General features: G+C 46.2%; 1 rRNA gene. It reads left to right on the top strand.

The window, feature by feature from the left end:
• Nucleotides 1-13 precede the first annotated feature (13 nt).
• Nucleotides 14-669 (top strand): 23S ribosomal RNA (locus AC3WQX_RS12045); the annotation flags it as partial.

The raw sequence follows: 669 nt of genomic DNA, 5'->3' as shown, positions 1-669 counted from the left end.
TGGTGGAAACATAGATTAAGTTATTAAGGGCGCACGGTGGATGCCTTGGCACTAGAAGCCGAAGAAGGACGTTACTAACGACGATATGCTTTGGGTAGCTGTAAGTAAGCGTTGATCCAGAGATTTCCGAATGGGGGAACCCAACATGAGTTATGTCATGTTATCGACATGTGAATTCATAGCATGTCAGAAGGCAGACCCGGAGAACTGAAACATCTTAGTACCCGGAGGAAGAGAAAGAAAAATCGATTCCCTGAGTAGCGGCGAGCGAAACGGGAAGAGCCCAAACCAACAAGCTTGCTTGTTGGGGTTGTAGGACACTCTATACGGAGTTACAAAAGAACATGTTAGACGAATCATCTGGAAAGATGAATCAAAGAAGGTAATAATCCTGTAGTCGAAAACATATTCTCTCTTGAGTGGATCCTGAGTACGACGGAGCACGTGAAATTCCGTCGGAATCTAGGAGGACCATCTCCTAAGGCTAAATACTCTCTAGTGACCGATAGTGAACCAGTACCGTGAGGGAAAGGTGAAAAGTACCCCGGAAGGGGAGTGAAAGAGAACTTGAAACCGTGTGCTTACAAGTAGTCAGAGCCCGTTTATGGGTGATGGCGTGCCTTTTGTAGAATGAACCGGCGAGTTACGATCTGATGCAAGGTTAAGCAG

Source organism: Staphylococcus sp. FW104-15G4D (assembly GCF_058790135.1).
The sequence above is the reverse complement of the archived record's forward strand: the minus strand, read 5'-3'. Positions and strand labels throughout refer to the sequence as shown.